General features: G+C 58.6%; 18 protein-coding genes, 1 tRNA gene and 1 pseudogene. 10 read left to right on the top strand and 10 right to left on the bottom strand.

Features of this window, described 5'->3' with window-relative positions; all coding sequences use genetic code 11:
• Positions 1 to 36: 36 nt before the first annotated feature.
• Entirely contained in the window at positions 37 to 639 is a 603-nt protein-coding gene (locus tag ACR0KS_RS13490) for a ZrgA family zinc uptake protein (protein ID WP_170803200.1), read from the bottom strand.
• A gap of 264 nt (positions 640 to 903) precedes the next feature.
• On the opposite strand from ACR0KS_RS13490, the pseudogene ACR0KS_RS13485 reads away from it, so the two are divergent.
• The 8 genes and pseudogenes from ACR0KS_RS13485 to speB form a co-directional block, all read left to right on the top strand.
• Positions 904 to 2,091 (top strand): annotated as a pseudogene (locus ACR0KS_RS13485) (imelysin family protein); the annotation flags it as partial.
• A 133-nt stretch (positions 2,092 to 2,224) separates the two neighbouring features.
• Positions 2,225 to 2,518 (top strand): (2Fe-2S)-binding protein, encoded by a 294-nt coding sequence (locus ACR0KS_RS13480; protein ID WP_170416811.1) that lies wholly within the window; start codon positions 2,225 to 2,227, stop codon positions 2,516 to 2,518.
• Positions 2,466 to 2,951 (top strand): bacterioferritin, encoded by a 486-nt coding sequence (gene bfr / locus ACR0KS_RS13475; RefSeq protein WP_170385373.1) that lies wholly within the window; start codon positions 2,466 to 2,468, stop codon positions 2,949 to 2,951. Before ACR0KS_RS13480 ends, bfr begins: the two co-directional genes overlap by 53 nt.
• Positions 2,911 to 4,452 (top strand): di-heme oxidoredictase family protein, encoded by a 1,542-nt coding sequence (locus ACR0KS_RS13470; RefSeq protein WP_170566426.1) that lies wholly within the window; start codon positions 2,911 to 2,913, stop codon positions 4,450 to 4,452. Before bfr ends, ACR0KS_RS13470 begins: the two co-directional genes overlap by 41 nt.
• Before the next feature lie 275 nt (positions 4,453 to 4,727).
• Positions 4,728 to 6,617: a biosynthetic arginine decarboxylase gene (speA, locus tag ACR0KS_RS13465; RefSeq protein WP_170566423.1), complete on the top strand. Its 1,890-nt coding sequence runs from the start codon at positions 4,728 to 4,730 to the stop codon at positions 6,615 to 6,617.
• A 16-nt stretch (positions 6,618 to 6,633) separates the two neighbouring features.
• On the top strand, positions 6,634 to 7,845 hold the full coding sequence (locus tag ACR0KS_RS13460; RefSeq protein WP_170566420.1) for a saccharopine dehydrogenase family protein: 1,212 nt from the start codon (positions 6,634 to 6,636) through the stop codon (positions 7,843 to 7,845).
• Between the two features lie 84 nt (positions 7,846 to 7,929).
• A complete protein-coding gene (nspC, locus tag ACR0KS_RS13455) occupies positions 7,930 to 9,099 on the top strand; it encodes a carboxynorspermidine decarboxylase (RefSeq protein ID WP_170566417.1) in 1,170 nt (389 codons plus the stop codon).
• Positions 9,096 to 9,938: an agmatinase gene (gene speB / locus ACR0KS_RS13450; RefSeq protein WP_170566414.1), complete on the top strand. Its 843-nt coding sequence runs from the start codon at positions 9,096 to 9,098 to the stop codon at positions 9,936 to 9,938. Before nspC ends, speB begins: the two co-directional genes overlap by 4 nt.
• On the opposite strand, the gene ACR0KS_RS13445 is transcribed toward speB, so the two are convergent.
• Positions 9,935 to 10,525, bottom strand: coding sequence for an HD domain-containing protein (locus ACR0KS_RS13445; RefSeq protein WP_170566411.1), 591 nt, complete (start codon positions 10,523 to 10,525; stop codon positions 9,935 to 9,937). The two genes, speB and ACR0KS_RS13445, sit on opposite strands and share 4 nt — an antisense overlap.
• Positions 10,526 to 10,626: 101 nt before the next feature.
• Between ACR0KS_RS13445 and ACR0KS_RS13440 the strand changes: the two genes are divergently transcribed.
• A complete protein-coding gene (locus ACR0KS_RS13440; RefSeq protein WP_170566408.1) occupies positions 10,627 to 11,457 on the top strand; it encodes a LysR family transcriptional regulator in 831 nt (276 codons plus the stop codon).
• Here ACR0KS_RS13440 and lptF read toward each other — a convergent pair.
• The 3 genes from lptF to ACR0KS_RS13425 form a co-directional block, all read right to left on the bottom strand.
• Positions 11,454 to 12,584, bottom strand: coding sequence for an LPS export ABC transporter permease LptF (gene lptF, locus ACR0KS_RS13435; RefSeq protein ID WP_170566406.1), 1,131 nt, complete (start codon positions 12,582 to 12,584; stop codon positions 11,454 to 11,456). The genes ACR0KS_RS13440 and lptF overlap by 4 nt on opposite strands.
• A gap of 91 nt (positions 12,585 to 12,675) precedes the next feature.
• Complete coding sequence (locus ACR0KS_RS13430; protein ID WP_170566403.1) at positions 12,676 to 13,119, bottom strand: hypothetical protein; 444 nt, start codon at positions 13,117 to 13,119, stop codon at positions 12,676 to 12,678.
• A 715-nt stretch (positions 13,120 to 13,834) separates the two neighbouring features.
• Positions 13,835 to 13,910: transfer RNA gene (locus ACR0KS_RS13425), tRNA-Trp, on the bottom strand.
• Between the two features lie 142 nt (positions 13,911 to 14,052).
• Between ACR0KS_RS13425 and ACR0KS_RS13420 the strand changes: the two genes are divergently transcribed.
• The gene (locus ACR0KS_RS13420; protein WP_170566400.1) at positions 14,053 to 14,757 is read left to right on the top strand and encodes a DUF374 domain-containing protein; all 705 of its coding nucleotides are present in this window, start codon (positions 14,053 to 14,055) and stop codon (positions 14,755 to 14,757) included.
• Here the strand turns inward: ACR0KS_RS13420 and ACR0KS_RS13415 are convergent.
• The 5 genes from ACR0KS_RS13415 to ACR0KS_RS13395 form a co-directional block, all read right to left on the bottom strand.
• Positions 14,754 to 14,999 carry a MoaD/ThiS family protein gene (locus ACR0KS_RS13415; RefSeq protein WP_170385336.1) on the bottom strand — a complete coding sequence of 82 codons (246 nt, stop codon included), beginning with the start codon at positions 14,997 to 14,999 and terminating at the stop codon, positions 14,754 to 14,756. The two genes, ACR0KS_RS13420 and ACR0KS_RS13415, sit on opposite strands and share 4 nt — an antisense overlap.
• Positions 14,992 to 17,247, bottom strand: coding sequence for a xanthine dehydrogenase family protein molybdopterin-binding subunit (locus tag ACR0KS_RS13410; RefSeq protein ID WP_170566396.1), 2,256 nt, complete (start codon positions 17,245 to 17,247; stop codon positions 14,992 to 14,994). Before ACR0KS_RS13410 ends, ACR0KS_RS13415 begins: the two co-directional genes overlap by 8 nt.
• Positions 17,247 to 17,726, bottom strand: a complete 480-nt coding sequence (locus ACR0KS_RS13405; RefSeq protein ID WP_170385330.1) for a (2Fe-2S)-binding protein — start codon at positions 17,724 to 17,726, stop codon at positions 17,247 to 17,249. The genes ACR0KS_RS13410 and ACR0KS_RS13405 overlap by 1 nt, the downstream gene beginning before the upstream one ends.
• Positions 17,723 to 18,589, bottom strand: coding sequence for an FAD binding domain-containing protein (locus ACR0KS_RS13400; protein ID WP_170566393.1), 867 nt, complete (start codon positions 18,587 to 18,589; stop codon positions 17,723 to 17,725). The genes ACR0KS_RS13405 and ACR0KS_RS13400 overlap by 4 nt, the downstream gene beginning before the upstream one ends.
• Positions 18,590 to 18,718: 129 nt before the next feature.
• Positions 18,719 to 21,931, bottom strand: a complete 3,213-nt coding sequence (locus ACR0KS_RS13395; protein WP_170566390.1) for a reductive dehalogenase — start codon at positions 21,929 to 21,931, stop codon at positions 18,719 to 18,721.
• Between the last annotated feature and the right edge of the window lie 2 nt (positions 21,932 to 21,933).

The following is a 21,933-nucleotide window of genomic DNA, read 5'->3' as shown; positions in this document are numbered from 1 at the left end:
CGCCTCAAGACAGGTAAACGGGTTTGGTGTTTGACCTCAAAGACCTTGGGTCGCGGCAAAGTCCAACATTGGACTATCGCGCGTTACCTCCTGCAATAGGTTCGGCCCTGTTCCCATGACTTTTACCACAAGTTTCTCTGCGTTCGGGAAGCGGTCAAAATAGGTAAAACGAATATGCTGGACCGCATCAATGTTTCTGCAATTTATCGCATAGTCCGCATGAAAACCTTGGCCAACCGCAGCTTTTTCAGCTTGATCAGCCATCGCACCGCGCCCCAAGCCGGCACCCGCAAGCGTCACATTGGCAGAAGTCGCAACACATCCGGCCTCGCGCGGGGTTTGAAACAGGTCGAACGGTCTGGAGAGGTTTGAAACCGCGATGGCCACTTTGGACCTGTGGTCCGTGGCTACGTCTTGGTCACCGAAAATGTCGGAACCTGAGATAGTCAGGGACAGTGAGAATTGCGCCCCGGAAATGGCGATATCCAAATGGTTAGCCTCTGCTTGGGAAATCATCTCTGGCAGGGTTTCGGCGATGGCGACTACGGGAAATAAGACCAAAGCAACCAAAGAGCATCTAATCTTCACAGCTACACCTTGAACGAAATACGTTGATTTATTTAAATTTTTTATGCCCAAGGCACAATCGCAAGGAAGACGTTTCTGCCCCACCAGATATGGGGAGGCATAAAACGTTCCGGGCGCGAAGCCGCCATTGCGAAACTTCGGTTGACAATGTTGACTATTTCACTCAGTTAATAGTCAGCCAGCCCATGCCAGCGCGCCAATCTCCATTTCTGAATCGAAAGACCTGACTCAGATGATCAGAGTTATTACCTTGGCCAGCGTGCTTGCGCTGACCGCTGCAAACGCGCTTGCCGCAGACGAAGCCCTTCCCGGTCGGAAATCCTGACGACCTACGCCGACATTGCCCAGGCAAAATACGAAGATAGCCTGATCGCCGCCAAGACGCTTGGGACCGCCATAGACGATTTGATCGCCGATCCGTCGGACGCAACATTGAACGCCGCCCGAGCCGCGTGGATTGCCGCGCGCGTGCCATACCAGCAGACCGAGGCTTACCGCTTTGGCAACGCTGTCGTCGATGACTGGGAAGGCAAGGTGAACGCGTGGCCGTTGGACGAAGGGCTGATCGACTATGTCGATGCGTCCTACGGCGGCGCAAACGACGAAAACGCGTTCGCTGCCCTGAACGTCATCTCCAATCCCAGCTTTGACCTTTCAGGCAAAACCATTGACGCCGGCGAGATCACCCCGGCCCTTCTGAGTGACACCCTGCACGAAGCGGATGGGATCGAGGCCAATGTTGCAACCGGCTATCACGCCATTGAGTTTCTGTTGTGGGGCCAGGACCTGAACGGCCACGGTTCTGGCGCAGGAAACCGTCCCTTCACGGACTTTGTGCAGGGCGACGCGTGTACAGGGGACAATTGCGACCGTCGCGCGCAATACCTGAGTGCGGCAACGGACCTGCTGGTCAGTGATCTGGCGTGGATGGCAGAGCAATGGAAAGAAGGCGGCGAGGCACGTGCGGCTTTGACAGCCAACGAAACCGCAGGGATCAGCGCGATCCTCACCGGCATGGGTTCACTTTCCTATGGGGAGCAAGCCGGAGAGCGGATGCGTCTCGGCTTGATGCTGAATGACCCTGAGGAAGAGCACGATTGCTTCTCGGACAATACTCACAACAGCCACTACTATGACGGGCTGGGCATCCAGAACGTCTATCTGGGAAGCTATACCCGCATTGATGGCACTCCGGTCGGCGGCGCGTCTCTCTCTGATCTGCTGAGCGTGACGAACCCAGAGCTGGATGCAGAAATGAAGGTCAAGTTGGCCAATACGATGCAAGCTCTGGGACGCCTGAAGGCGACTGCTGAGTCCGGGTTCGCATATGACCAAATGCTGGAGCGCGGCAACGAAGGCGGAGAGCAGCTGATCATGGCGGGCGTAAATGGGCTGATTGACCAGACAAAATCGATTGAACGCATCGTGGCGACTCTGAAACTGGACCAAGTCGCGTTTGAAGGTTCGGACAGCTTGGACAACCCGGATGCCGTCTTCCAGTAAGGTGGCCTAGTGCCGAAGCGCGGAACGTTTCGCGCTTCTTCCCTGCTTGGCCAAGTGAATACGCAACTTGCGGCTGGACCCGCGCTGAATAACCGACTAATTAAGTAAGAAATCAAAAGATCGGCGAGTCGTCATGATCGTATGTCATTGTACAAACATAACCGACCACGACATCCGCGCCGCGATCGACTGGATGCGGTCGTCTGACGAACAGGCAATCATCACACCCGGCAAGATTTACCATGCTCTTGGAAAGTCAGCGGATTGTGGTGGCTGTATGCCGCTTTTCCTAGACACGATGCGTGCCAGCGATAATCTGGAAGTCCCCATGCAGCTTCGTGCGTTACGCACAGAAGAAACACAGGAGAGTGTAGATGAAGGGCGATCCCAAGGTAATCGAGTATCTCAACAAGTCCCTGCGGCATGAATTGACGGCGGTCAGTCAATATTGGCTGCACTATCGGCTGCAAGAGGATTGGGGTCTTGGTCATATGGCCAAGAAAAGCCGCGAAGAAAGCATCGAGGAGATGGGCCACGCAGACAAGTTGATCGAGCGGATCATCTTTCTGGAGGGCCACCCCAACCTGCAAAAACTGGACCCGTTGAGGATCGGTCAAAACCCCAAGGAAACATTGGAATGTGATCTGGCCGCCGAAAACGATGCTCGGGCTTTGTACGTAGAGGCGCGTGAATACTGCCGCGAGGCTGGCGATTATGCGTCCATGTCTCTGTTCGAGGAATTGATCCGCGACGAGGAGAGCCACATCGACTTCCTCGAAACGCAGCTTGATCTGTATGAAAGGATTGGCGAAGCCAATTATGCGCAACTCAACGCATCGAAAATGGACGAAGGCGAATAGGCTTTCTCTTGCGGTGGCGGCCGTTTTTGCGGCCGCGCCGTCCCTGTCAGCCGAGCTGCAGGACTTGCACCTAAACTTCCAACCCCGAACTCAGGACGAACAAGCCCGGATTGCAAGCGTCACAGCGGCACCCGAGCGTTTCGACGCGCCACAACGGTTCGAGGAACTGCCCGCCGGGGCTGCCACTGTCCGTCTGCGCGCGGACCAGGACGCATTCTCGCAACCCTCGGGCAACCTAAAGTTCGAGCAAGAGCTGGACTTCAGGGTCGGCAACGGGCTGTTCAAAAAGATCTGGGTTTCGTCTCCGTCTTCTACGCTGGCCTCTGATGGCTTGGGGCCGCTTTACAATGCGCGCTCCTGTCAACGCTGCCACATAAAGGACGGGCGTGGCCACACACCGAACGGGCCAGCGGATAACGCTGTTTCGATGTTCCTGCGTGTTTCGATCCCCGGCGGGAACACAGTGGACGAGATCAAGGACTATATCGCCACCTCGCCTGAACCGAACTACGGCGGTCAGTTGCAGGATCTGTCCCTGCCGGGTCATCCGGCGGAATACCGACTGGACATTACGTACCGGGACGTTCCAGTCACGCTATCGGACGGAGAGGTCGCGACGCTGCGCCACCCGGTCTATAAAGCTGCCGACCTGGGATATGGCCCACTACACCCCCAAGCGATGATCAGCCCGCGCGTTGCTCCGCAAATGATCGGGCTGGGGCTGCTCGAGGCGATCCCGGTCGCCGATCTACTGTCGAAAGCAGACCCCGATGACGCCGATGGTGACGGGATATCGGGACGGCCAAATATTGTCTGGTCCGTAGAATATGGCGAGCCGATGATGGGCCGTTTCGGTCACAAGGCAGGCTTACCGACCATCGTGGAGCAATCAGCAGCAGCTTTTGCGGGCGACATCGGCATCTCAAGCCCGCTGTACCCCGCGAACCACGGAGACTGCACCCAGTTGCAGGCCGACTGTGTGAACGCCCCTCACGGAGGCTCGGACGACCGCGTGTTTGAAATCGACCAACTGGGCTTGGACCTGGTCGCATTCTACAGTCGCAACCTCGGCGTGCCCGAGCGGCGAGATGCGGACGATCCACAAGTACTGCACGGCAAACAGGTGTTTCATGAAGCAGGCTGCGCCTCATGTCACACGCCGTCGCACGTCACCCACCGGATGGAAGATCGACCCGAGCATAGTTTCCAGTTGATTTGGCCCTATACCGACCTGCTGCTGCATGACATGGGCGACGGACTGGCAGACAATCGGCCCGAGGCACGCGCGACAGGTCGTGAGTGGCGCACCCCGCCACTATGGGGGATCGGTTTGACCAGACAGGTCTCGGGGCACACTCAATTTCTTCATGACGGCCGCGCCCGATCTGTGCTGGAGGCGATCCTCTGGCACGGCGGGGAAGCACAACCAGCTCGGGACAGGGTGGTATCCATGCCAAGGCCAGACCGCGCGGCGCTCATTCGATTTCTCGAGAGCCTGTAATGCGCGCGGTCGTCGTTGCCCTTGCATTCGCCCTGAAGGACGTATGCGGTCCGAGCATCTGCACGCAAGGGTAGCCAGGGCATAATGGGACGCTTGGGGACGGTGCGACGGGCTTTGGCGCGTCAGACCTGTCAATAGGACAATCACCTGATCCCTGTCTGGCACTCCGCGTGAATTCGGCAAACCCCGCAACATAGATTACACTTGGAAGAATCAAGCTGCTGCCGTATTTGGCGGGCGCGAGACCTGCACCCCTACGTTAAGGACTGACTTGATTGAAACAGACGCCCGACGCACCGCATTCCATCTATGGGGTTGATAAATGGGGCAAGGGCCTCATCGAGGTGACAGAGCAGGGCGAGATCGGTCTGCGCAACCCGATGTCCCCGCAAACGGCCGCGATCAGCCTGCCCGGAATTCTCAGCGATCTGGACGAACGAGGCATCAAGTCTCCTATGATCCTGCGTATCAGTTCGTATCTGGAAAACGAGATCGCCCATATCAACGACAGTTTCTCAGCGGCCATCGCTCGCACTGGCTACAAGGGTGAATATCGTGGCGTCTTTCCTATCAAGGTGAACCAGCAGGCTCAGGTGATCGACCGGATCGTCGACTTTGGCCAAAAGTACAATTACGGCCTCGAAGCAGGGTCCAAGCCGGAGCTGGTCATTGCACTGGCCCATCGACTGGCAAGCGAGGCGCTCATCGTCTGCAACGGCGTAAAGGACACCGAATTTATCCAGCTTGCGATCCTCAGCCGCAAGATCGGCTTCAACACGGTTATCGTCCTGGAAAGCCCCAAAGAAGCCGACACCGTCATCGCGGCATATAATGAGCTTGGCATAGAACCCCTGATTGGCGTTCGTGTGAAACTGACCAACCAGATCAGCGGCAAGTGGGAAGAAAGTTCCGGCGACCGTTCCGCCTTTGGCATGAATACCGATCAACTGGTGGCTGTCGTGGACAAGCTCAAAGCGGCTGGCCTTCTACATTGCCTAAAACTGCAGCACTCGCATCTCGGCTCGCAGGTTCAGGACGTCAACGATGTGCGCCGCGCCGTCGGAGAAGCGTGCCGCTATTACACCGAGCTCACGCGTGAAGGCGTTCCGTTGACCCACCTGGACCTAGGCGGTGGCATGGGTGTGGATTACACGGGCGAAAAGAAGGCCGCCGAGAACTCGATCAACTACACGGTCGAGGAATACTGCGCCAATGTGGTGGAAACCGTCGCCTACGCAATGGACGAAGCCGCAGTCGCCCATCCGACACTGGTAACCGAAAGTGGCCGGGCTGTGGTCGCGACATCCTCGATGTTGGTGTTCAACGTACTGGAAAGCACATTGTACGATGCACCAAACTGTCCTGAAGTCGAACAAGACGACCACCATCTCGTGGCTGACCTCGCTGCGGTGCACGGCTATCTCAGCAAAGACCGCCTTCAGGAATGTTGGAACGACGCCACATTCTACCGTAACGAGTTGCGCGCGCTTTTCAGGCGCGGTTATGTCGACCTGCGCCAGATGGCCCGTGCGGAACGCATCTACCTTTCCTTGATGGCCCGCCTCAAGGCACTGGCCGCAAGTGACACTCTGGAAACGGATGTCGACGACCAGCTTGAGAAAGTGGCTGATATTTATCACTGCAATTTCTCGTTGTTTCAGTCGTTGCCCGATGTCTGGGCAATCGACCAACTGCACCCGATCGTCCCGCTGCAAGGCTTGAACGAAACACCCGACCGCCGCGCGGTCCTGTCGGACATCACCTGCGACAGCGATGGCAAGATCGACCGGTTCATTTTGGCCGATGGAGTATCTCCCAGCTTGCCCGTGCATTCCCTACCCGCGAATGACGAGTATTTCATGGGGGTATTCTTTGTCGGCGCCTATCAAGAGACGCTGGGCGATCTGCACAACCTGTTCGGAGACACCAACGTCGTCACCATCGACCTGCGACCTGACGGCGGCTTCGACCTGCTGCACGAACAAGAAGGCGACACGATCTCAGAAGTACTGTCCTACGTGGAATTCGACCCGACCGATTGCGTCGCCGCCTTCCGCAAAATGGTGGACGAGGCGATCTCGACCGGTACTCTGAAAGCCAAAGACCGCAAAACCCTCATGAGCGCCTATCGCGACTCGATAAACGGCTACACCTATTACGAATAAAGAAGGAGACGACCCCATGGGCAAAACACTGGTTGTCGGCGCTGGCGGCGTATCCCACGCTGCAGTGCACAAGATGGCAATGAATTCGGACATCTTCACCGAAATCACTCTGGCTAGCCGCACGAAATCGAAATGCGACGCCATCGCCAAATCGGTGAAAGAACGCGTAGGCGTTGAGATCAAAACCGCCGAACTGGACGCCTACAAGGTCGCGGACACGGTCAAGCTGATCAAGGACACCGGCGCCGAAATTCTCGTAAACCTCGCCCTGCCCTATCAGGATCTGGTGCTGATGGACGCGTGCCTTGAGGCCGGTATCCACTATCTCGACACCGCGAACTACGAGCCCGAGGATGAGGCCAAGTTTGAGTACCACTGGCAATGGGCCTATCAGGAACGGTTCAAAGCGGCCGGCCTGACCGCCATCCTCGGCTCGGGATTCGATCCGGGCGTGACCAGCGTGTTTGCCAAGTGGCTCAAGAAACACAAACTGGACACGATCCGCCAGATCGACGTTCTGGACGCCAATGGCGGCAGCAACGATCAGGAATTCGCCACCAACTTCAACCCCGAGATTAACCTGCGCGAAGTGCTGGCCGAAGTGCGCCACTGGGAAGATGGCGAGTGGAAACACTCCCCCGCCATGACCCATAAGGTCGAGTTTGACTTCCCCGCCATCGGCCCCAAGAACATGTACCTGATGTATCACGAGGAACTGGAATCGCTCAGCACCCACTTCCCCGAGATCGAGCGCGCCCGCTTCTGGATGACCTTCGGCGACGCCTACATCACCCACGCCAAAGTGTTGGAAAATGTCGGCATGACCCGCATTGATCCGGTCATGCATGACGGCAAGGAAATCATCCCGATCCAGTTCCTGAAAACCCTGCTGCCCGATCCCGGCGATCTGGGCGCAGAAACCAAGGGCAAAGCCTGCATCGGCGACATTGCCACAGGCCAGGCCAAAGACGGCTCGGGCGAAAAAACCTTCTACATCTACAACATCTGCGACCATGAGGAATGCTACGCCGAGGTCGGCTCCCAGGCCGTCAGCTACACCACCGGCGTCCCCGCCATGATCGGCGCGGCACAAGTGCTGAAAGGCAACTGGACCGAACCGGGTGTATGGAACATGGAACAGCTCGACCCGGACGACTTCATGGACATGCTGAACACCCACGGCTTGCCCTGGCAGGTCCACGAGCTCGACGGGCCGGTCGAATTCTGATCCGAATTCTTCATCTGGCCAAAAATATCCCGGGGGGTCCGGGGGGCTGGCCCCCCGGCCTCTCCACAATCGGAGACGCCTGATATGTCCGACATGATGACCACACAGGCCGGCGACGCCGGTGCCTTCCGCAAATTCGACCTCAGCCGCGTCCCCACCCCCTGCTTTGTGGTTGACGAAAAGGCGGTTGAGCGGAACCTGCGTGTCCTCTCCGATGTCGGCGCCCGCTCCGGCGCACATGTCCTTTCCGCGCTCAAAGCGTTCTCCATGTTCTCGCTCGCTCCGCTGGTACGCCGGCACCTCGGCGGCACCTGCGCCAGTGGTATCTACGAGGCGCGTCTGGGCCGCGAGGAATATGGCGGCGAGGTCGCAACCTTCTGCGCCGGTTACAAAGACTCTGACATCGACGAAATCCTTGCGCTCTCCGACCACGTTATCTTCAACTCGCCTGCGCAAAAGGAACGGTTCCTCGCCAAGGCCCAAGCCGCCAAGGTTCAGGTCGGCCTGCGCATCAACCCCGAACATTCCGAGGGCGAGATTCCCAAATACGATCCCTGCGCGCCCTGCTCACGCCTCGGCACCCCTGTCAGCCAACTGACTGCCGAGACCTTGAAAGGCGTAGACGGATTGCACATGCACACGCTCTGCGAACAGGGGTTCGAGCCCCTGCAACGCACGTGGGCCACCATTGAGCCAAAACTCAAACCCTTCCTCACCCAACTCAAATGGCTGAACTTCGGCGGAGGCCATCACATCACCCGCGACGATTATGACCGCGAGGGGCTGATCGCTTTCATCAAAACCATCCGCGAAACCTACAACGTCGATGTCTACCTCGAACCCGGCGAGGCCGTCGCGCTGGACGCGGGTATTCTGGTGGGCGAAATCCTCGATCTGCCGACCAACGGCATGACCCTTGCGATCACCGATATCTCAGCCACCTGCCACATGCCTGACGTTATCGAAGCCCCCTATCGCCCCGCCCTGATGGACGAGGCCGACACAGGCCATACTTATCGTCTGGGCGGGCCGTCCTGTCTGGCCGGTGACGTGATCGGCGACTACACATGGGACAAACCGCTGGAGATCGGCCAGCGCTTCGCATTCCTCGATCAGGCGCACTACTCGATGGTCAAGACCAACACGTTCAACGGCGTGCCTCTACCAACCATCGCCCTGTGGAACAGCGAAACGGACGAGCTGAAGATCATCAAACAGTTCGGCTATGACGACTTTAAGGACCGCCTCTCATGAGCATTTTCCTCGACAGTGAACTAACCGCGTCCGAGCGCACCGAAGACGCCCGTTTCCGCGTGATCCCGGTGCCACTGGAGCGAACTGTTTCCTACGGCTCGGGCACCGCCAGAGGTCCCGAAGCCATTATCGAAGCCAGCAACGAGCTGGAGCGCATCACCGGCCACGCCGAACCTTGCGTCGAAGGCATCTACACCGAAGACCCACTGGACTGCGACGGCCCGCTGCCCGAGATCATGGAACGCCTCGCCGAACGCACCGAAGCCGCCATTCGCGCGGGTAAAGTACCGGTCACACTGGGCGGTGAGCACTCGCTCAGCTACGGGGCGGTGATGGGCGTGGCACGGGCTTTGAATCAACCCATCGGGATCGTGCAGATCGACGCCCATGCCGATCTGCGCAACGCCTATCAGGGCGAGAAACACTCACATGCGTCGGTCATGCACCTGCTGGCCGAGGCGGGCATCAAACTGGCCCAGTTCGGCGTCCGCGCCTTTTCCACCGAAGAAGCCCAAAGCCGCCTGAAAAACCATGTCTTCCACGTGGATGCCGAGGAACTTGTCACCGGCAACATCCACGCCGTCGACCTGCCCGAGGGTTTCCCCGAACTGGTCTATGTCAGCTTTGACGTGGACGGGCTGGACCCCTCGCAAATGCCAGCCACCGGCACGCCTGTTCCGGGCGGGCTTGGTTACTACCAAGCCCTGCGGCTGGTCGAACATGCCTTGAAAGGCCGCAGATGTGTGGGTTTCGACGTGGTCGAATTGGCCCCCGATGGCAACGCGGCTTGGGACTTTACCGCCGCGCAAATCGTCTATCGGCTGATGGCGGCCTGTTAACCCTCGGCCGTTTCGTTCAACTCCATGTGACCTTCGCCCCTGTTCAATACACGGCGCAACATCGGCTCGAAGAACTCCAGCGGTTTGGTCGGATAGTCCGGGTCGAACGCCTTTTGGTCGTATTCGTGGCAGAAATAACGGCAATCCTCCCAGTGAGGGCTGTCGCGATACTTGTCGCGCGCGTTGCGATCGCCGCCAAGATGGTGGTTGTAGTAATAGCCCTGAAACACGCAGTGATGTTTCAGTATCCAATAGGTCTTTTCGCTGACATAGGGTTTCATCATCGCCGCTGACAACTCACCATGGTTGTAGGGCGACAGGATATCGCCGGTGTCGTGGATCAGGGCGGCAACCACCAGTTCCTCATCCGCGCCATCCTCGAAAGCACGGGTCGCGGCCTGTAAGCTGTGCTGATAGCGGTTCACCGGATAGGGCGTCCAGTCTTCGTCCAGCGACCGGATCGCATCCAGAATACGGTCGGGCAGAGCAGCATTATACGCTTCTTCATATTCCATCACGGCGTCCCAATCCGCCTTGGTCGCCTCCTCGAAACTGGTCCAGGTGGGCTTGTGGCTTTTATCCAGCATGTCGCGGTCCTTTGACTAACTTTCGCGGGGCAGAATAGCCGAGTGGTACACTGCAAAAAAATGAATTGATTTTATCAAAACAATCAAAAAATACTTTCGACATGCAAACCAAAGCCCTTGAAACCTTTCTGTGCGTTGCCGAAACAGGTGGCTTTCACGCCGCCGCCCGAAAGCTGAACGTCACCCAGACGGCTGTCAGTGCCCGCATCCGGCTGATCGAAGAAGAAACCGGAAAGCCCCTGTTCACACGCGGTGCCGGGGGCACCAGGCTGACGGAATTCGGACGCCAATTCCGGCCCTATGCCGAACAGATGCTATCGCTCTGGTCGTTTGCATCGCACGATTTGCCAGCCCAGACACAGAACCGGGTCGCGCTGCGCTTGGGCGCGCAACTCAGCGTTTGGGACCCTTTGTTGGTTGACCTTGCAGTGCGATTTGAACAACGCCTTGGGCAAATTTTGCTGACGCTGAACTATGATCACGATCTGAATATGGTCGACGCCGTGGCAACGCATGTTCTGGACGTGGCGCTGACTCATGAAAAGCCAACCGATGCGCGGGTTGAGCATAAGGAGCTTGCCCCGGAACGGCTGATATTGGTTCAGGCGACGACCAACCTGCACGACCCCGTCTTCGTTAATCTGGAACTGGGAGAGGTCTATCAGGATCACGTGCGGTCGATCGCGCGACAGGCGTCGACCCAATCGGTCTTTTTGGGAAACTGCATGATGGCCCTGCGCTACATCCTCAAAAGAGGCGGAACCGGCTATTTCCCCGAATATCTCGTTGATGAGTACTTACGCGCTGGCGATCTATGCCTCGTGACCGGCTCGCGCGACCTTTTGCTGCCCGTTTACCTGATCGCCCGAAAGAACAGCTCAGCCATGGAAAGTGTACTGGGGTGCGTGACTGACCTCAGAGGTCCGGGCTAGGCCGCAGACGGTGCTGTTTGGCGTCGGGCGCGAAACAGCGGACGACCTGCGATCAACAGAAATACGCATGAAATCAGGATGCCCAGAATCGCCGGCAGATAGAGCAATATCCACAAATCCGGGTCGTCGATCACGACGGGCGACACAAATCCCCGCACGCCTTCCAGCAAAACCAGAATCGTAAACGCCCCGAATATCTGCGGCCAGAGCCCAAACCTTGAGAAACTTCCCAGCATCAAAGTGGCATATCCGGCCATCGCGACCGCCACGCATATGGCAATCCACGAAAACCTCTGATGCAGTTCGTCGATCAATTCACCTTCGCGGAATTCTTCTGCAGCGATAATCGCGTCCCGGCCTTGCAGCAGCTCTAGGGTCGGAATGGCTTCGAGACTGCGTTTGTTTATCCGGTTGGCGTTTGTCATCCCTGAGATGTCATAGGACGCATCCTCGAACAGGGTCGATGACAGCGTCCGTCCCTCTTGCGTCAATCGCAGAGCAACCCCGTCCACCATCACGAGGTGTATCCCGGCACCGTGATTGACCAGATAGGCAGTTTTGCTTGAGTAGCTGACCGGGTTATCCTCATCCCGACGGTCAGAGACGAACACTTCGTACAGCGTCCCATCCAAGTCGATCCGCCCGATATACACCGTGACACCAGCCGCCGGGTGCATGAACTCACCCTCATTCAAAAGCTGGGCGGTGACATCGCCTGCAACCTCGGCCTGACGTCGCTCGAGCTGATCAACAGACGCGGGGCGCAGGAAGACACTGATCGCAGCCATCATCAGCCCGGTAATCAGCCCGAACAGAAACACGGCACGGGCCAACCGCCACGGGCTGGACCCGGTGGCCAGCATAACCGTCAACTCGCTTTCCCGGCTCAGGCGATTGGTGGCATAGACAGCGGCAGCGAACACCGCCATCGGCATTACGGTTCGGATCAAGGTGGGAAGGGTCAGGGCGGTGAACTCTAGAAACACCATTGCCGACTGCCCGCCGCTGATCACGCGATCAAACAGGCTGACCGACCGGGTTATCCAGAACACCCCCACCAGAACCAGAGTGAAAAAGCCGAACAGAATCAGCTGTTGCCGCAGGAAATATCCATCGAAGCGCGACATGTGTCTCCATCCGTCTGATCAAGTTCCCGCCGACAGTATTGTATTCGGAAAGCTGTGGAAACCGCGATTGGGCACTCCGCGGAATTTTACCTCAATCCGGCAGCAGATGAATCGTCAGGTAACACAAAAGCTGAAAACCGCCCTGAACCATGTGGTTTTCTTCAAGGTCGAATTTCATCACCGTCTGGTCGGACAGAAAGAACGCCAGCCACAGGCCGATAGACACCACAAAGGCCGTATCAACACGTTTGATCCATAGCCCTTTGTTCTCATAAGGCGTTGCAGCCGCTATCAAAAATAGCAGGGCCGAAATCAAAGCCCAGATAATGATACCGACAAAAAGGGCGATATCCACGGCCGGAGTCGCTCCGAACTGTTCAAGTGTTTTTTCCAGGAATGGGTAGTTGTGCCCATCGAACCAGGGCGTAGATGTGTACCCCAGCAGCTCGAGGCCACCGATAAAGTCCGTAAGAAAAGCAAAGGCCCACCATACGAACCAGAACGCCACAAGGCTTTGCTTAAAGAAAATACGCATGAATTGCCCCCAAAGCGGCTCAAACTTATCAATAACGGGGACAACAATACTTGGTTTGCCAAGAATACAGAAATCGCGGCCGAAATGCTGCGGCTTGAGCAGAGCAGGCTTACCAGAGATTTTGAGAGAAATGGCAGGGGCAGCAGGGTTCGAACCCGCGACCTACGGTTTTAGAGACCATGGCTTTTCCTTGATTTACAACGACAATTTTGTAGCGCAGGGTTGGTTTTACTGATCGGATATTCAATGACTTAGAGAACTTCTGTAAACCGCAAAGCCCACAAAGAGAAAAACGCAACTGAACACAAATCGGACGTGAGTGGGCTTGGGCAATGCTACTGGCCAACGACTTGCCACACGCCGGAAAAAGAAAAGCGGACCCAAAGGCCCGCTGAGTTTAGCTGAAAAGTCACAACCCAATGTGACCAAGTTTTTGTAGCAAGTAACTCTGTCACTGGCAACAACAAAGTTCCCATTTTGTTCTAATTCTTTAGCACAACTGGTGTCAGGCAAGATTCCCTCAAGCGCGCCATAACCAAAACAACTATTGGCGATCAACAAACACTTCATAGCTTCGATTTTGTAGAAGTGAAAAATAGCAAATGTCGTAACACCGGCAGTGACCGAAGGAGGATTCGCGAACAAAACTGTAAAACGAGGTGTAAACTACGCTACAACCTCAAGAAAATTCGCCGGCTAAGTCATTGATTTTAAATGGCAGGGGCAGCAGGGCTCGAACCCGCGACCTACGGTTTTGGAGACCGTCGCTCTACCAACTGAGCTATACCCCTAAGGTGCGCCCCAGATATGCCAGCCGCGCGGCGGACTCAAGAGGCTTTTTCAGATTTAGCCACTGTTGTGTATTCCACAAACAAGTTGCGCGCGGCGTTGAGTTCTATAAGACACGTTTTCGCCAACAGAAGGACGCCTGACGTGAACCTCCGCAAGAAAATTGCCGACAGCGAAGCCGTCCTGAACTGGGCCGCACGGCGTATTGCGAGTTATATCCGTATGGTCAACCGCAATACCAAGTGGCAGCGCATCGGGTACGAAGAGTTGGACCAACTGGTCGAGCAGGGCGAACCGGTCATCGTTGTCCTGTGGCATCAGCGACTGACGCAATCGCCCTATTTCTTCCCGTTGGACAAGGGCCGCATCTGTTCGATCACCTCGGCAGCCCGCGCAGGCAGCATGGTAGGCCGGGTACAGAAACTGTTCGGCATGGACACGATTGCCATGTCCAGCCACAAGCGCCACGTCGCCTTATCGCGTGAAGTTCTTGGAAAGATAAAAGAGGGCATCTCGATCGGTATTGCCGCCGATGGCCCGCGTGGGCCTGAACGCGTGTCCTCGACCGTTCCCCTGGTCTGGGCGCGCACCTCGGGCAAACGGGTCTTTGGCATCACGTTCTCGGCCAAACACGGCAGCGAGGCCGGAACCTGGGATCGCCTTCTGATGCCACGCCCGTGGCGGAACGAAGGCGTCTTTTTGTGTCGCGAATGGACCGATCCCGTTCCACGCAAGGCGACAGAAGACCAGATCGAAGCGCTGCGCCTCAGCCTTGAGAAACACATGAACGACATCACTGCCGAAGCTGATCGGATGGTCGGGCGCGAGCCGTGGTCGCCGAAGGGCTAACCGCCCCTAAGCCTTTGCATCAGATAGATTTCGCTGCCTTCCGGGATCGGCTCGGTCAGGCCGCTGGCCACGACGCGGCCGTCAATGGCGATGGACACGCCGGCATCAATCGGCCCCTGAAGCTGAGGATGTAGCCGCACCAGTTCCTGCAACAGCTCCCCCGTGGTTTTGGCGTCGACCTCAACCACCTGCTGGCCCCCGGTCAGAGACCGGAGACCGGACCAGAGGTGAACCTCAACCATTGTCCTTGAGCGCAGCCAGAATGCGTGGCGGCGACATCGGCAGTTGCTTCATCCGCACACCTGCCGCATGCGATACCGCATTGGCGATAGCGGCCAGAGGCGGCACGATGCCTGTCTCGCCCACTCCGCGCACACCGAACGGGTGACCGGGGTTGGGGACTTCGACAATCACCGTGTCGATCATGGGCAGGTCGCTGGCGACGGGGATACGGTAGTCAAGGAAGATCGAATTCTGCAACCGACCATCCTCGCCATAGACATATTCCTCGTTCAGTGCCCAGCCGATGCCTTGCGCGGCACCGCCTTGGTACTGACCTTCCACATAGGTCGGGTGGATGGCCTTGCCCGCGTCCTGAATGACCGTGTAGCGGGTGATACTGGTCTTACCCGTTTCCGGGTCAACCTCGGCATCCACAATATGCGTACCGAAGGATACGCCTGCACCTTCGGGCGTGGCCTCGAAATGGCCCGAGATCGGCCCCCCGGTGCTGCCCATATTGGCCGTGATATCAGCCAGCGGCATTGGATCGAAATCTCCGGCATTGGGGCCGGACGGAACAGCGCAGCCGTTTTCCCACTTTACCGCGTCCACCGGGATGCCCCACTTGGCCGCCGCGCGTTGGCTCAGTTTCTCAACCGCATGTCTGGCCGCTTTGATTGTCGCCAGACCCGACGCATAGGTCACGCGCGAGCCGTGGCTGACGTCATTATAGCCCAGCGTCGCCGTATCCGCGATTGTCACACGGATATTTTCATAGGCAATGCCCAGCACCTCGGCCGCCATCAGCGCCATCGACGCGCGCGAGCCGCCAATATCGGGCGTCCCCACCATCAACTGGGCTGAGCCGTCCTCGGACAGGGCCAGAGACACGCTTGTCTCACCACCGTGGTTGAACCAGAACCCGCAGGAAATCCCGCGCCCCTGCCCCGGTTTCAGCGGGGCCGAGTAATGCGGATGCGCCTTGGCTGCTTCCAGCGTTTCAACCAGACCGATCCGCTGATAGCGCGGGCCATAGCTGGCCTTGGTTCCTTCGTGGGCTGCGTTTTTCAGGCGCACGTCGACCGGGTCCAAACCCAGCTTTTTGCACAGCTCGTCAATCACAGATTCGACGGCAAACGCACCCATTGGCGCACCAGGCGCGCGGTAGGCCGCCTGCTTCGGACGGTTGGCCATAACGTCATAGCCGATCTGCTTGACGTTGGTCAGGTTGTAAGGCGCAAAGGCGCACATGGCGGTCATGTCGCCGGGCGCACCCGGAAACGCCCCGCCCTGCAAGCGGAATACACCCTGCGCGGCAGAGATCGTGCCGTCCTTTTTCATCCCGATCTTGATATCCATTGACGCCGAAGAGGTCGGGCCGGTCGCCCGGAACACCTCGGACCGGGTCATCACAACCTTGACCGGCCGGTTAGCCTTGCGGCTGAGCGCCAGCGCGACAGGTTCGATGAATACCGTTGTCTTGCCGCCGAAACCGCCACCAATCTCGGACGCGGTGACGCGCAGTTGCGAGGTTTCGATGCCCAAAAGCGCGGCACAGGTTTTCTGCGCGATCCAGTGGCCCTGGGTCGTGCACCACAACTCACCCTTGCCGTCATTGCCCAGCATCCCCAGACAGGCGTGCGGTTCGATATAGCCCTGATGGGTCGCCTCGGTAACGAAACTGTCTTCGATCACCAGATCGGCCTCGGCAAACCCGGCCTCGACATCGCCATGGCCGCTTTCGTGATAGCGCACGACGTTCGGGTGCATCCCCTCGGGCACGGAATAATCCGCCGCCCCTTCGCGAATGACTGGCGCGTCCGGGGCCATCGCCTTGTCCACGTCAGTGACGTGGGGCAGAACCTCGTACTCGACCTCGATCAGTTTCAGCGCGTCGCGCGCCGCCAGAGCAGACGTCGCCGCGACAGCCGCAACCGCGTGACCATCATAGAGCGCCTTTTCACCCGCCATGACGTTTTCCAGCACATTCCAGAATTCACCTTCCAGACCGGGCATGAACGGTACTTCGGCGAAATCGGCGCGGGTGACGACGGCTTTGACGTCCTTCGATGCCTCGGCTTTGGACGTGTCGATCTTCACGATCCGCGCATGGGCGTGAGGCGAGCGCAGAATGGCGCCGTGCAACATCCCAGGTGCCGACATATCCGCGCCGAACTTGGCGCGACCCGTCACCTTGTCCAAACCGTCCGGGCGGTTCGGGCGGGTGCCGACAAAGGTGAATTCCGTTTTACGATCGTCCAGAGCCATTACGACGCCTCCCGCAATTCTTCTGCCGTTTCCATGACGGCGCGAATGATCTTGTCATAACCGGTGCAGCGGCACAGATTACCAGCCAGCCAGTACCGGGTTTCTTCCTCGGTCGGGTTGGGGTTTTTCTCAAGCAGCGACTTGGCCGCCACCAGAATGCCCGGCGTGCAGATGCCGCATTGCAGGGCGGCATGTTCGATGAACTTCTGCTGCAGCGGATGCAGCACGTCACCATCTGCAATACCCTCGACGGTTTCGATCTGCTTGCCCTCGGCCTCAGCCCCCAGCATCAGGCAGGAGCAGACCAGACGGCCATCCACAGTGACCGAACACGCGCCGCAATCGCCGGTGCCGCAGCCCTCTTTCGCGCCGGTCAGGTTCAGCTTGTCGCGCAGACAATCCAGCAGGGTTTCACGCGGGTCGCACAGAAAATCGACCTCGTCCCCGTTTACGGTGGTGGATACGTGGAGCTTGCTCATGCTTTCTCTCCCTTCGCGCGGGCATAGGCGATTTTGGCGGCGCGCTTGGCCAGAACGCCAGCGACCTCGGTGCGGAATGCGATCGTGCCGCGTTTGTCGTCAATCGGATTGCAGGCGGCCGATGCCGCCGTCGCCAGCGCATCCAGCGCGGCGTCGTCCAGCGTGCTGCCGATGATGGCTTCGGCGCAATCGTCAACCAGCAGGACGGTCGGCGCGACCGCGCCCAGTGACACGCGGGCCTGGGTCACGGTGTCGCCATCCAGTCGCAGGCTGACGCCAACGCCGACCACGGCGATGTCCATTTCCGTGCGCGGGATGAACCGTAGATAGGCATCGCCCGCGTTGTGTCCGCGCGCCGGGACATTCACAGCTGAGATCACCTCGCCCTTAGCCAGCGACGTCTTGCCGGGGCCAGTGGGGATGTCTTCAACAGCCACTTCGCGCTCACCTTCGGGGCCGGTGACCGTCACTGTCACACCTGCCGCAACCATCGCAGGCACCGAATCCGCTGCCGGAGAGCCGTTGCACAGGTTGCCGGTCAGCGTCGCGCGGCCCTGCACCTGCGTGGACCCGATCAGATCCATCGCCTCAACCACGCCGGGCCAGTCACGGCCAAGCTCGGGGTGTTCGCTCATTTCGGCACCAGTGGCGGCTACACCCAGCGTCCAGCTTCCATCGGTGTTGCGGGTGATGTCGCTGACACCGTCGATCTTTTTGATGTCGATCAGCGTGTCAGGCGTGACCAGTTCCGAGCGCAACTGCACCAGAACATCTGTTCCACCAGCCAAAAAGCGGGTGACGCCGGTAGCTTTTGCGGCCAGAGCCGACGCCTCGGCAAAACTGGCGGGGCTGTGATAATCCATGAAAATACCTCGCACCTGTTGATCAGGGTTCACTGGGGTTCGCAGGGGACGTTAGTGCAGCACTGCCCCCGCGTCCATGGCTGGAACGACCAATTTTCGCGATTCAAAATGTCGTTTCTGAACCTCTGGTCAGAGGTCGATCTCGATCACACCGTCCGGTTGCGCGGCGCGGCTTTGGCAAAGAATGATAGCCCCCTCGCGCTGCTTGTTGGACAGAACGAAATCTCGGTGCTCGACCTCGCCCGAGATCACGCCGCATTTGCAGACACCGCAAATGCCGTCAGCGCATTTCACATCCACGTGAACACCCGCCTCATTCAGCACCTGCGCGGCGTCCTTGTCGGCGGGCACTGTCAGTTCGCGGCCCGATTTCGCCAGTTTCAGGGTGAAGGCGTGATTCTCGTATTCCGGCTGCTCAGGGACCGAGAAATACTCCAGATGCCGCGCGTCCTCGGGAAAGCCCTGACGCTCCGCCGCCTGCACAACCCCATCCATGTATCGGTCCGGTCCGCAGGTATAGACATGCCAGCCGTCCTGATAGCCAGACAGGATCGCATCCAGATCGGCGCGCGTACCTTCGTCTGAAAAGTGATAATGCACACGATCCGCCCAAGGCATCACTGCCAAGTCCTCCAGATACCCAGCCGCGGCGCGGGTGCTGGCAGAGTAGTGCAGCTCGAACGGTTTGCCTAAGGCGTGCAGCCGGTGGGCAAAGGCGATCATAGGCGTGATGCCGATCCCGCCGCCCATCAGAAATGTTTTGGTCGCGCCCTCATCCAGTTCAAAATGGTTGATGGGCTTCGAGATGAAGACCTTGCGCCCCTCGTTGAAAATCCGGTGCAACAGGGCCGAGCCGCCGCGCCCGTCATCCTCACGCAGCACACCGATTTGATAGGTGGCGCGATCTGCCGGATCGCCGGACATGGAATACTGCCGCAGGAATTCCGGCGCGACCAGCACGTCCAGATGCGCGCCCGCCGTCCATTCCGGCAAGGGAGAGCCGTCCAGTGTCGAAAACTCGTACTTGGTCACATCCGCCGTCATCTTACCGACTTTGGTCAGTTCAACGCGCATCACCGGGGCATCGCCAGCGATCGCGTAGCGGTGGATCACGGACAGATCGCCCGCCGCCTTGCGCGCCTTGTATTCATCGGCAGTCACCATCGCCTGATACGCGGCGATCCCGGCCTCACGGTCCATGGCAAAGGGATAGGGCCAGGGATGCGGCGCAAGATATGCGGGATAAACCGCAAGCGTCTGGTCCTCATACTTCAAGTCAAGATCGGTTTGCAGGTCGCGCCGGTTCAACGGATGCTGGGTCGGGCGATACGCGCCGTCCGATTGCAATTCGATGTCCCACCACCATTTCTTGATGTCGTTCAGGCCGCCGTTGCCGACAGTGTCGTCCAGTTTCGCCAACGCAGGCGCAGCTTGGGGGATGTTCATCGCAGCCCAGCGGAAGGGGCGTTCCTTGAAAATCCCCTCAAGGTTCCACGGGCAGGTCTTCATGCACCGCCCGCACATTGCGCCGCCCGGCGTGGTTACGCGGTAGGTGGCGCATTTCTGGCTGTCGGACTTCCATATCTCATAGCCGTTGAACATCAGCTTTGGCCCGGCGGTGATCGCACCCGAGGGGCATTCGCGGGCGCATTTATTGCAGCTTTCGCAAAAGGTCTGCAGGCCGAAATCAATCGGCTTGTCATGCGCCATCGGCATATCTGTGGTCACCGCGCCGGACTTTAGACGCGGCCCAAGATAGGGGTTCAGAATGACCTCTCCGATCCGGCTGACCTCACCCAACCCGGACAGCAACAAGAGAGGCGGTTGCAGCACCTCGCCATCCATCACCGTATGCGCGCGGGCCTTGTAGCCGAGGTTACGGATCTGCTGCGCGATCACTCCGCCCAACAGCGAGAACCGCAGATAGGCGCGCATCGACTGCGCGACGCTGATCCAGTCATCGCCGCTGGCACCCTCCATCGTTTCATAGCCCTGGTCGATGATCATGCTGATGGCCTGATCGTGGGGCGGTGTGATCTCTTCCCCCGTCGCATCATGGGAATACCACGCCCATTCGGGGCAGCGGCTAAGGCCCACCGCATCCGCCCCTAAAAAGTACGTGGCCGCCTTGATATTCGCAGCGTTCCGCGCGGCGTCCGTCGGGGGTGGGGTGTCAGCACTCTCTCCATCCTGCAACAACACAAACGCGCCCAGCGCACGGCGTTGTGCAAAACTGGGGGCCGCTTTGCGCACGTAGTAGCCGCCTTTCGCCGCGTCTTGCAGGTTTTTCCCCATATCGCCGAATTGCGCCCGCGCAAACATGTCGGCGCGTTTAGGGACGCGGGCGACGTTTTCTTCGTCAATATACGTGGTGGGCGCGTCGACCCTCTTGAGTTTTTCAAACGGATGCGCCCCATCCACATAGTGCCGCCTGGCATACGGATCGCGGTTCAGCGCGTTCTTGGCAAACCCCGCGCCAAGCCACCATGCCGGACCTTGGGTGCGAAACCACGGCTGCTGCGCCATCGGCACCAAAGGCCGGTCGTGCGCGATCTCCATCTCGGTCGTCACGGCCGCCAGCCCAAACCGTTTGCCCAGCCACGGTACAATAACCTCACCATCCTCGACCGAGCCAAGCCCGGCAGCGACCGCCAACTTGCCCAAATCGACCTCGGACGACATGACCGTGTGCGCCCGAGCATCAAACCCCAGAATGCGGATATAATTGGCGATAACCACCGCGTTCTCGGTGGCCAGCAGACAAGCGCGGTGGTCCTGCGCATCCGTGATCCAATCCGCGCCGGGTTCGTTCGGATCGGGATCGCGATTGTGCTCGTACAGAAAGACAATGGCGTGACGATGCCGGTCCATTGGGCGCGGCTCGGCCTCCATGCTTTCTTTCAGATCGGCCATGATCAGGTCAATGCCCGAGGCCAGCGTCTTGGTCTGACGCGTTTTCAACGCATGAGCCAGACGGTCAATATCGGGGTTGCGGCGGGGTTCGGGCAGCAAAGCTTCGGCGGGCAGCGGGCCGCAGCCCGTCATCGAGGCATCGTTGAAATACCCGAACGCTTTCAGATGGTTAGCACGATCTGTGGGATCTACGGGTATCTCGGACGGCACCGGGTTCACGAACCCGTCGCGGATCGCATCCATCATCGCCTGAAACTCTCCCATCGCATTCACGATACTTTCAGGCCGATCAGGACGGTGGAAACTGAGAACCGGCATCTGACGGACCCCAGACAGATCAGGCATCGCGGTCTGCCGGGCCAACCGCTCTAGCGGGAACGGCCCCAAATGGACCGGCCTGTTCTTATCCGAGAAAAAGCGGATCCCCATCG

It is taken from the genome of Ruegeria sp. BC7, from assembly GCF_056539165.1.
The sequence above is the reverse complement of the archived record's forward strand: the minus strand, read 5'-3'. Positions and strand labels throughout refer to the sequence as shown.

Excerpts from the sequence above, each read along its gene's own strand:
- speB (WP_170566414.1), top strand. The coding sequence starts at position 9,096 with ATGAGCATTTTCCTCGACAGTGAACTAACCGCGTCCGAGCGCACCGAA.
- ACR0KS_RS13440 (WP_170566408.1), top strand. The coding sequence starts at position 10,627 with ATGCAAACCAAAGCCCTTGAAACCTTTCTGTGCGTTGCCGAAACAGGT.
- ACR0KS_RS13410 (WP_170566396.1), bottom strand. The coding sequence starts at position 17,247 with ATGGCTCTGGACGATCGTAAAACGGAATTCACCTTTGTCGGCACCCGC.
- ACR0KS_RS13430 (WP_170566403.1), bottom strand. The coding sequence starts at position 13,119 with ATGCGTATTTTCTTTAAGCAAAGCCTTGTGGCGTTCTGGTTCGTATGG.
- ACR0KS_RS13415 (WP_170385336.1), bottom strand. The coding sequence starts at position 14,999 with ATGGTTGAGGTTCACCTCTGGTCCGGTCTCCGGTCTCTGACCGGGGGC.
- ACR0KS_RS13480 (WP_170416811.1), top strand. The coding sequence starts at position 2,225 with ATGATCGTATGTCATTGTACAAACATAACCGACCACGACATCCGCGCC.
- ACR0KS_RS13445 (WP_170566411.1), bottom strand. The coding sequence starts at position 10,525 with ATGCTGGATAAAAGCCACAAGCCCACCTGGACCAGTTTCGAGGAGGCG.
- ACR0KS_RS13460 (WP_170566420.1), top strand. The coding sequence starts at position 6,634 with ATGGGCAAAACACTGGTTGTCGGCGCTGGCGGCGTATCCCACGCTGCA.
- ACR0KS_RS13395 (WP_170566390.1), bottom strand. The coding sequence starts at position 21,931 with ATGGGGATCCGCTTTTTCTCGGATAAGAACAGGCCGGTCCATTTGGGG.
- ACR0KS_RS13470 (WP_170566426.1), top strand. The coding sequence starts at position 2,911 with ATGCGCAACTCAACGCATCGAAAATGGACGAAGGCGAATAGGCTTTCT.
- ACR0KS_RS13405 (WP_170385330.1), bottom strand. The coding sequence starts at position 17,726 with ATGAGCAAGCTCCACGTATCCACCACCGTAAACGGGGACGAGGTCGAT.
- bfr (WP_170385373.1), top strand. The coding sequence starts at position 2,466 with ATGAAGGGCGATCCCAAGGTAATCGAGTATCTCAACAAGTCCCTGCGG.
- lptF (WP_170566406.1), bottom strand. The coding sequence starts at position 12,584 with ATGTCGCGCTTCGATGGATATTTCCTGCGGCAACAGCTGATTCTGTTC.
- nspC (WP_170566417.1), top strand. The coding sequence starts at position 7,930 with ATGTCCGACATGATGACCACACAGGCCGGCGACGCCGGTGCCTTCCGC.
- ACR0KS_RS13400 (WP_170566393.1), bottom strand. The coding sequence starts at position 18,589 with ATGGATTATCACAGCCCCGCCAGTTTTGCCGAGGCGTCGGCTCTGGCC.